Origin of the sequence: Dolichospermum sp. LEGE 00246 (assembly GCF_015207865.1) — a bacterium.
Classification (GTDB): Bacteria; Cyanobacteriota; Cyanobacteriia; order Cyanobacteriales; family Nostocaceae; genus Dolichospermum; species Dolichospermum heterosporum.
This window is the reverse complement of the sequence record NZ_JADEWA010000249.1, coordinates 1-8048: the sequence shown is the minus strand read 5'-3', so window position 1 is coordinate 8048 and position 8048 is coordinate 1. Positions and strand designations below refer to the sequence as shown.

Genomic DNA, 8048 nt, shown 5'->3' with positions numbered 1-8048 from the left:
AGACACTCCCTAACCCTCCCCTTTACAAGGGGAAAGGGGGGTAGTAATGTGATGAAAATTACGGGATACCACTTTTCAAACATCCTCTAATTAAAAGTCAGAAAAAATGACTCCCCCTATTTCCTATTAGATAAAACTAACTACTTTTGGGATTGCTTAATTGTTGGATAAAAAGTTGTATTGATAAGGCGAATAAACCTAATGCAACTAACCCAAATATTCCCGCTCCCAAGGCTACTATACCTACAACTAGGGTACGCACGGCAGAAGCAATGTTGATCACAGTTTGGTTATCAGAATGGGTGGGTTTATTGGCAAAAGTAGTGGCGATCGCTATCATTAAAGAATAAGTAGCAAATGCAAATCCTCCCGATATCACAGACCCAGTTATACAGCGTAAAGGAGTTGCTTGGACTTGATTAGAACTATCTACTGATGGCGTTTCTTGCGGTTGATTCATAGCAAAGTAATAAATTAGGCAATTTTATTGAGCGATTTTAATTCCATGTTTAATGGCATGGGTGACAAACAATTCCAAATCCTCATCAGGAATAGACTCACGTATCCGTTCCTTAACTATTTCCCCTTGATTTTGAGATTCAACAATAGCAAACACAGAAGGACCAGAACCCGACATCATTGTCCCTAAAACCCCAGGTTGACTGGCGAATAATTCCCGTAGTTGCCATACTTGAGGATAAGCTGGTAAAACAACCTTCTCTAAATCATTATGTAGTTTTCGGGCAATGCTTTCTGTATTCTTATTCAAGATAGCTTTCACCATATCTTCTGAATGAAAAGCACTAGCACGAGCCGCTAAACCTTCCGAATCTTGAATATAATCAATCCCAAATTGTTGCCGATAGGTTTTATATGCCCAAGGTGTAGAAACTTCCAAACTGCGATATTTAGCCAAAACTATATGTAAATTATCCAAACTTTGCAAAGGAGAAAGTTGTTCACCTCTACCAGTAGCAATTGCCGTTCCCCCACCAATACAAAATGGCACATCTGAACCCAGACCAGCACCCAATTCTTCTAATTCTGATTGAGTTAATCCCAAATTCCAAAGTAAATCCATTCCCACTAACACCGCTGCGGCATTACTAGAACCTCCCGCTAAACCAGCAGCAACAGGAATATGCTTTTTGATAGTAATATCCACACCACCAAAATTACTAAAAGCTTTGGGAAATTCCTTAGCCATTAATGCCGCCGCTTGATAAACTAAATTAGTTTTATCTGTAGGTACTTGGGGATGATTGCAATAAACGCGAATATTTTCAGTGCTGGACGAATGAATATCAATTTGGTCGGATAAATCTATACTTTGGAGTATCATTGCTAATTCATGATACCCATCAGGACGACTCCCGATAATTTCCAAATACAAATTGATTTTGGCAGGTGCAATTAAACTGTAAGAACGCATAACGGTTATTTAGTAGCAAGAGGCAAGAGGCAAGAGGTAAAAGGCAATAGTCAAGAGAACTATTCCCGATTTCCTATAATATTTACAAGTGATACCCATTGGGCAACACCAAGGTCTTCAGCGCGAACTTGAGGATTTATTCCCAATTGTTCCAGTAATTGAGTCAAGCTGTCTCGTTCAATTACCGATTGTAAATTATTTCTTAACATTTTTCGCTTTGACCCAAATCCCAATTTCACCAGAGTTTCTAACTTTTTGGGGTCATGAGCCGGAATTGCGATTTGTTTAGGACTCAACCGCACCACAGCCGAATCTACCTTGGGTGGAGGCACAAATGCCGCCGCCGGAACAGTACAAATTAACTCACAATCCGCCAAATATTGCACCCGCACCGACAACGCCCCAAAAGTTCTCGAACCGGGTTTAGCATATAATCTTTCGGCTACTTCTTTCTGTACTAACAAAACAATCGTATCAAAAGGCTCTGGATTAGGATGAGAAATCGTCCCCAGTAACTTTTCAATAATTGGTCCAGTAATATTATAAGGAATATTAGCAACAACTTTATTCTGCTTCTGAAAATTAGTAAATGTTGTTAATTGCGATGGTAAATCAAGAGTTAAAAAATCTCCCTGTAGCAAGAGAAAATTTTCTTTTTCCCCCAATTGTTTAGCCAGTAACTTACACAAATCTCGGTCAATTTCTACGGCTAATAGAGATTTCACCAGCGGTAATAACCGACGAGTGAGAATTCCTGTACCCGGACCAATTTCTAAAACTTTATCAGTTTCGTGACAATTAGCCGCTTGGACAATTGCGTTCAGAGCTTTATCACTTTTTAACCAATGTTGAGCAAACTGTTTACGGGGTTGAATCATTTTATTGCTATTAAAAATTAGACTTATTATCAGGATTATTTTATTGGACAATAACAATCTTTATTATACTTAATGATGTAAGTCCATTCTTAATAATACCACAAATCACTTACATATCACACTTCAAAATGTAACTTGAAACTTCTTGATTGACTACTTCAGCCTCTACAAAATTTTCTAAAATTGTCTTAACTTCATCTTCCAAACTGCGGTTATGGCTTTGAGCTAAACCCTGTAATTTTTCTAATACAACAGGATTAATATTTCCTATTACAACTTGTGTTGACATTACCTCGCTATTACTACAGAAAAAGACGTTAACGCTGGGATATCCATTTTAAACTAATTGTAACAGCTTGCCACCTTTCCAGCTAAAGCTTTCATGTGTTTTCCTAACTGAGTACCACTAGCCCAAAAGTGAGAAGGTAAATGACCTATTGGTGCAGATAACTTAAAAGATAATTGTTGTCGGGGGGAAGTAGCATAGGGCAAATACCAACCTACCGTACTACAAAATTGGGCATAGTCGGTATCACAGCTATAATAAATTTGGGTTTGAATACTAAAACCAAAATGTCCTTGACTATATTTTGTCCACAATTGATCGATTATTTGTAAATCCTGACAAGGCAAACTTTCCAAATCACTATTAGATAAATAAGTAACTCTCCATTTAGATAAAGCTTGACACATTAACGCCCAAGTTTCTTTATCTGCTTTTTCCCACTGTTTCCATGCTAGGAAATCACGTAACTGCTGGTAATTAACACCAGTATCAGAACGGAGAGTAGTAGGTTGCTGTTTCTTCCCTGTTTGTGTTTTTATTTCTATTGCTGCTAGGACTTCTTGTGCAGATTTGTAACGTTGAGCCAAAGCATTATGAATGAGTTTATCAATAATTCCACCCAGATGTGGTGTAACCTGATTTTCTGGAAGTAAATAATCTCGCCAAACCCAGCGATCGCTTGTATCATCATATAAATCAAAAGGAGAAATCCCCGTCAACAACTGAATACAACTCACACCCAAACTATAAAGATCACTAGCTGGTAACACCTTACCCCGCATTTGTTCAGGAGCCATATATTCAGGACTACCAATAGTTGTTCCTGTTTTCATCACCCCAGTGGCAGAAATAAACTTAGCCACACCAAAATCAATCAACACCAAATCTCCCCCAGAAGATTTTCGCATGATATTTTCCGGTTTAATATCTCTATGAATCACATGATGACTATGCACAAATTCCAACACAGGTAATAAATCTTGCAGTAATTTCTGGATTTTCCCCTGATTAAAAACCCCTGCTTGTAGTAATTCCTGGGACAAAGTCTGTCCTGAGATAAACTCCTGTATTAAATATAACCTATTTTCCTGCTCAAAATATGCCAACAACTGAGGAATTTGGGGATGATGCAACTCATCTAAATGCACTGCTTCTTGCCGAAACAATTCCACCGCTTTTTTAAAATCGGCTGGATTTTCCTCGGGAAAACAGAGTTGTTTAATTACACATTGCGGTTGGGAAGGAATATGTTCATCCACCCCTAAGATTGTTCTCCCAAAACCACCCTTACCTAAAGCATAAAGGGGACGATAGCGCTCTTTAAGTAAAATCAACTTACCACATTTAATACAAAAACACGCATCATCAGGATTTTGCGGGTACAAACAATTAGTACAAAAACTCATCACATAGTAGTTATTTTTCAGAACTACTTGTATATTAAGTCTTCATTTGACTTACGCCGATTTATTTTTCCTCAGCATTATAAGTATAAAATTGATTTAATGCCCCCACCGTTTCAAATTTGTACCCTGGTATCCAAGCATCCAGTTTGATTTGAGTCCGGTAAATACTAAATATCATATAGTCTTGTCGGTTAGTAGTAGTAGTAATCAGTTCCTTAATATGTGGCGTAGCGGAATTAAGCAACTGTTCACAATTAACTTTAATTAACTTTTCCAAAAAGCTTGGTGTTTTTTTACATACATCAGTTTCCAAGTATGTTGTCAGCTTTTGGACTGCATACTTTTCATACTCCTCCTGATTAGGGTTAGTTTTCGCCATAATTGCCCCTAGAACAGTAACGCCCACTGCTCCTACGCATATAATCATAGTTAAAGGTTTCATTTCTAGCTCGACCTAGTATAGTGGTTAATCTTTTAAAGACTACCAAGAAAATTATCTAATTTCTGGCAAAAAACTTGATCATTTTTCTCAGGTCGTGCTAGACTTACAGAAGTAAATTGAATGGCGAGCGTAGCCAAGTGGTTAAGGCAGTGGTTTGTGGTACCACCACGCGCGGGTTCGAATCCCGTCGTTCGCCCTTTTTTGTTCAGTATTAATAATTGTTGAGACAGTTACACCTACTGTTGAAAATTATATCAAATATTTGAAAGAAAAATCAAGAAAGTGTTCATTCCGCACTTCGTGCCGCTGCGCTAACATCGCCCAACAACACTGATTAAGCTGCGCTTAATTTTGCTCGTTGGGCAATTCGTCACTCGCGCGTATTGTATTCATCTCATCACCTCCCTATCGGGTAGGTGAGAGGCTTCTACTGTTTAAGCTAAAAGTTATATTTAATCATGAAGTGCGATCGCCAATTGCAATTATGGTTCAACATGACAATAATATAGAAAGTAACGATAGTATTAATAATTGGGAATTAATTCAGAATAATTATATATATAGCAATTTATCGCCACAGCAAGAACTACAAATTAAGCACCTCCTTCTAGAAGAATTACCAAATAAGTAGTGAGACAGAATTAATTACACAATGTCATTGCATAAGCGTAGCGTGGCGTTGGCCATATGGAACGAAGTGAAATGAAGCAATTCCAAGGGTTGTGATTGCTTCCCTTCGCTCGCAATGACTGTAAATATTTTTGTCCAATTACTTATTACAAAAGAAGGGAACAGGGAACTCTTAACTGGGAACAGGGAGCAAATAAGAAACACTCATTTGCACAGTTTAAAGCTCAGTCAAAAAAAGGATGTTTTTAAAAGATGCGTAGCACGAAAAAAACAGTGTCATTATTTCAATCTCATGTTTTTAAACATGAGTTTTTCCTGTTCCCTGTTGCCCGTTCCCTGTTCCCTCTGAATGATGGGGATGTAGAAACCCCATCTTCAACGAAGTAAGATGGGGTAGTTCATATATGGCAAAATAGATCGTAATAACACAACCAATTTTCATGTAAAGAACTCAAATAGTAGGAAATACTAAATGCAAATATTGCAAAAAGTACAGGAGCTACCGTAGTAAATTCTAACTTGCCTTTTTTTAATATTTCTAAGCAAGAGATAATGATAACTACAGGCCATAAAATAGTAGTAATAATGACCATGACAAAAGATAGAAATTTATCCGCTGGAGAAGATGTAGGGTTACGGAGAGAAAAGGTTAACCAATTGATAAGAAAATAGCCAGTCATTAAGACATAGCTAATAACTAAAGCTGACTGGATTTGATTCACTACACCTACTCCTTCAATGATTTAATTTCTTAAAAAAATAGCTATTTCAGATACATTTTAAGTGAATGCTAAAAATAAATTAACAAGCAATCATACTTGATTCAAATCTGAATTTTGAAGCATGGTAGCTACAGCATAATTCAGGAGTCACCGAGTCAGGAGTAAAACTGGCTTGCTGTCTGGCTTTGAATTTAGATCCTGTACCTCATTAATCTGTGATATGCTGTATACTTATTGATATTAATTAGCTAGTTCCACACTGATATAGCATAGATATGAGAAAAGTGCCAAATAGAATGCAGCATTTAATACTCTCAAATATGAACTCCCTTAAAATAATTTGAAGTTGGCGTAGTATGTTGGGATTCAGGAGAAAGAAGCAAGAAGCAAGAATCATGTATACCTGAGAAGATAATAACTTGCGTTTTTACATCCATATATTACCTTGAAGCAAAAGCTCAATTTATTCCCTTGTGGAGTATAGTTCATGTTGATTTAATATCAGGACTTACGCAAAATATTCCTCAAACCCTCATTTCTGTTCTCTGTGCCTGGAGTGGTATGTCTATAGCTCCTGCGTCGCTACGCAAGCTATCAACACCTACGCTATCAGGAGGTAGGGGCGCAGGGACTGCGTCCATTCAGGAGTATGGCTAATGCCACGCTACGCTATCAGCAAACCATCACTAAAATTAATAACATTGACAGGTTTACAATCACTTTTTTGTCAATTTGTCAATAGGAAATTTTGGCGATCGCTCAAATTAGATCATTTCTTTAAAGATGTGAAAAAAAGAAAATAATTGAAATATATGGCAGCAGCATATTCACCGCCTTCATAATCTCAAAAAATGATTTGTGGAAATTTTTGCTCAATCAGCATAGTTATTGGATCATCTTTTTTGTGGAGTTCTCTAAGCAAAAACTCAATTTATTCCCTTGCGGAGTATAGAACTGCAAAAAGTGCTTAATTTTTGATGGTGTCAACATTGAATATTCCCAAAACCATTGATTTATATATTGGGAATTTGCAGATGGTAATTTCCAGAAGTCCGATAACTATAACCGATAGCAGCATCTTTTTGAATGTGTTGTTTAATACTATCAAAATCTATAAATTCATCAGCCACATCAATCAGATGATTTCTAGACCGCGCTTCACTGTCGCTAGTAGTTGTTTGCAAACCAATTACTTCTACTCTAGCGCCTACATTACTAACTGCATGAACAGCATAGGCCAAATCTCCATCTCCACTAACTAAGACAGCGGTATCATAATAAGGTGCTAAAGTAATCATATCAACGGCAATTTCGACATTCAGATTTGGTTTTTTGTAATTATCTACAACTACACTCATATCTTTAGTAACTACACGATAGCCGTTACGACGCATCCACAAGAGAAATCCCTGTTGTTTTTCATTGCCACTGTCCATTCCTGTGTAAAAGAAAGCACGTAGTAATCGAGAAGTTTTCGTTAAACGACAAAGCAATTTAACATAATCAATTTCAATTCCCAGTTGTAATGCGGCATGAAATAGATTTAATCCATCAATAAAAATTGCTACCCGACCACGATTGTCATCCTCATTAAAGCCAGTATTATTAGCTGGATTAGGTTCTTTAGGCTTAATATTGCCCTTGGTTGCGGAACCTTGCCAATGAGGTTTTTCTTTAAGTTCTTTATATTCGTTTGTTTTCTTGCTAAAATTTTCAAACTGCATTGATACCTCTAAATATTAAAGTGGGGATGTTGTTGTAGGTAAATTGATAATAGCTAAATTTTAACTAATTTCTTGATACTGCCTTGGTTGAATTAATACCTATAAGCTAGATTTTAGCCAATTTCTTCTAGGTGAATATGATATTTGTCCGTCTACCTGCATATACTTTACACAATATGCACACCTTTAGGCGAAATTCACTATTTATATCCAGAAATTGTCATTGAGTTTTGTTGGTAAAATCTACTCTGTGCGCCTAAAAGCAAGGATTGTTAAATCAAACTTAATTGTTATTGGTAAATGGAGAGAGAGGGATTCGAACCCTCGTATACATTTCTGCATAACAGACTTTCCAGGTCTGCGCCTTCAACCACTCGGCCATCTCTCCAGTTGTCTCGCTTTGCAATCCTACAACAGAATTAAAAAAAAGGCAACCTTTTCAGAAAAAAGATTTTTTATGGCTAGTAGTTCGTCAAATTTATTTTGACGGGTAATGAAAACTTCTGTTCTTCCCTCCCCTACATCCCC

The 8048-nt window shown here is 37.0% G+C and carries 10 protein-coding genes and 2 tRNA genes; 3 read left to right on the top strand and 9 right to left on the bottom strand.

Annotated elements, in window-relative coordinates; translation table 11 throughout:
• Window positions 1-136 precede the first annotated feature (136 nt).
• The 6 genes from IQ228_RS16130 to IQ228_RS16105 form a co-directional block, all read right to left on the bottom strand.
• Complete coding sequence (locus IQ228_RS16130) at window positions 137-460, bottom strand: DUF3082 domain-containing protein (RefSeq protein ID WP_039204766.1); 324 nt, start codon at window positions 458-460, stop codon at window positions 137-139.
• A gap of 24 nt (window positions 461-484) precedes the next feature.
• Window positions 485-1432: a 4-(cytidine 5'-diphospho)-2-C-methyl-D-erythritol kinase gene (gene ispE / locus IQ228_RS16125; RefSeq protein WP_193963536.1), complete on the bottom strand. Its 948-nt coding sequence runs from the start codon at window positions 1430-1432 to the stop codon at window positions 485-487.
• A 59-nt stretch (window positions 1433-1491) separates the two neighbouring features.
• Window positions 1492-2310 carry a 16S rRNA (adenine(1518)-N(6)/adenine(1519)-N(6))-dimethyltransferase RsmA gene (gene rsmA, locus IQ228_RS16120; protein WP_193963535.1) on the bottom strand — a complete coding sequence of 273 codons (819 nt, stop codon included), beginning with the start codon at window positions 2308-2310 and terminating at the stop codon, window positions 1492-1494.
• Between the two features lie 109 nt (window positions 2311-2419).
• Window positions 2420-2599: a hypothetical protein gene (locus IQ228_RS16115; RefSeq protein WP_193963537.1), complete on the bottom strand. Its 180-nt coding sequence runs from the start codon at window positions 2597-2599 to the stop codon at window positions 2420-2422.
• Window positions 2600-2652: 53 nt separating this feature from the next.
• Window positions 2653-4002, bottom strand: a complete 1350-nt coding sequence (locus IQ228_RS16110) for a serine/threonine-protein kinase (RefSeq protein WP_193963534.1) — start codon at window positions 4000-4002, stop codon at window positions 2653-2655.
• A gap of 61 nt (window positions 4003-4063) precedes the next feature.
• Window positions 4064-4444 carry a DUF4359 domain-containing protein gene (locus IQ228_RS16105; protein ID WP_039204758.1) on the bottom strand — a complete coding sequence of 127 codons (381 nt, stop codon included), beginning with the start codon at window positions 4442-4444 and terminating at the stop codon, window positions 4064-4066.
• Between the two features lie 123 nt (window positions 4445-4567).
• Between IQ228_RS16105 and IQ228_RS16100 the strand changes: the two genes are divergently transcribed.
• Together IQ228_RS16100 and IQ228_RS16095 are read left to right on the top strand one after the other, a co-directional pair.
• Window positions 4568-4640 (top strand) — tRNA-His (locus IQ228_RS16100).
• A 288-nt stretch (window positions 4641-4928) separates the two neighbouring features.
• Window positions 4929-5075, top strand: a complete 147-nt coding sequence (locus IQ228_RS16095; RefSeq protein ID WP_160290056.1) for a hypothetical protein — start codon at window positions 4929-4931, stop codon at window positions 5073-5075.
• A gap of 397 nt (window positions 5076-5472) precedes the next feature.
• On the opposite strand, the gene IQ228_RS16090 is transcribed toward IQ228_RS16095, so the two are convergent.
• Entirely contained in the window at window positions 5473-5796 is a 324-nt protein-coding gene (locus IQ228_RS16090) for a hypothetical protein (protein WP_027403651.1), read from the bottom strand.
• Between the two features lie 656 nt (window positions 5797-6452).
• Between IQ228_RS16090 and IQ228_RS16085 the strand changes: the two genes are divergently transcribed.
• Window positions 6453-6599: a hypothetical protein gene (locus IQ228_RS16085; RefSeq protein WP_193963533.1), complete on the top strand. Its 147-nt coding sequence runs from the start codon at window positions 6453-6455 to the stop codon at window positions 6597-6599.
• Between the two features lie 210 nt (window positions 6600-6809).
• Here the strand turns inward: IQ228_RS16085 and IQ228_RS16080 are convergent, their stop codons facing one another.
• Window positions 6810-7520, bottom strand: coding sequence for an NYN domain-containing protein (locus IQ228_RS16080; RefSeq protein WP_193963532.1), 711 nt, complete (start codon window positions 7518-7520; stop codon window positions 6810-6812).
• Between the two features lie 301 nt (window positions 7521-7821).
• Window positions 7822-7908: transfer RNA gene (locus tag IQ228_RS16075), tRNA-Ser, on the bottom strand.
• Between the last annotated feature and the right edge of the window lie 140 nt (window positions 7909-8048).

Coding starts and splice junctions, on each gene's coding strand:
- IQ228_RS16130 (WP_039204766.1), bottom strand. CDS start 460: ATGAATCAACCGCAAGAAACGCCATCAGTAGATAGTTCTAATCAAGTC.
- ispE (WP_193963536.1), bottom strand. CDS start 1,432: ATGCGTTCTTACAGTTTAATTGCACCTGCCAAAATCAATTTGTATTTG.
- rsmA (WP_193963535.1), bottom strand. CDS start 2,310: ATGATTCAACCCCGTAAACAGTTTGCTCAACATTGGTTAAAAAGTGAT.
- IQ228_RS16115 (WP_193963537.1), bottom strand. CDS start 2,599: ATGTCAACACAAGTTGTAATAGGAAATATTAATCCTGTTGTATTAGAA.
- IQ228_RS16110 (WP_193963534.1), bottom strand. CDS start 4,002: ATGAGTTTTTGTACTAATTGTTTGTACCCGCAAAATCCTGATGATGCG.
- IQ228_RS16105 (WP_039204758.1), bottom strand. CDS start 4,444: ATGAAACCTTTAACTATGATTATATGCGTAGGAGCAGTGGGCGTTACT.
- IQ228_RS16095 (WP_160290056.1), top strand. CDS start 4,929: ATGGTTCAACATGACAATAATATAGAAAGTAACGATAGTATTAATAAT.
- IQ228_RS16085 (WP_193963533.1), top strand. CDS start 6,453: ATGCCACGCTACGCTATCAGCAAACCATCACTAAAATTAATAACATTG.
- IQ228_RS16080 (WP_193963532.1), bottom strand. CDS start 7,520: ATGCAGTTTGAAAATTTTAGCAAGAAAACAAACGAATATAAAGAACTT.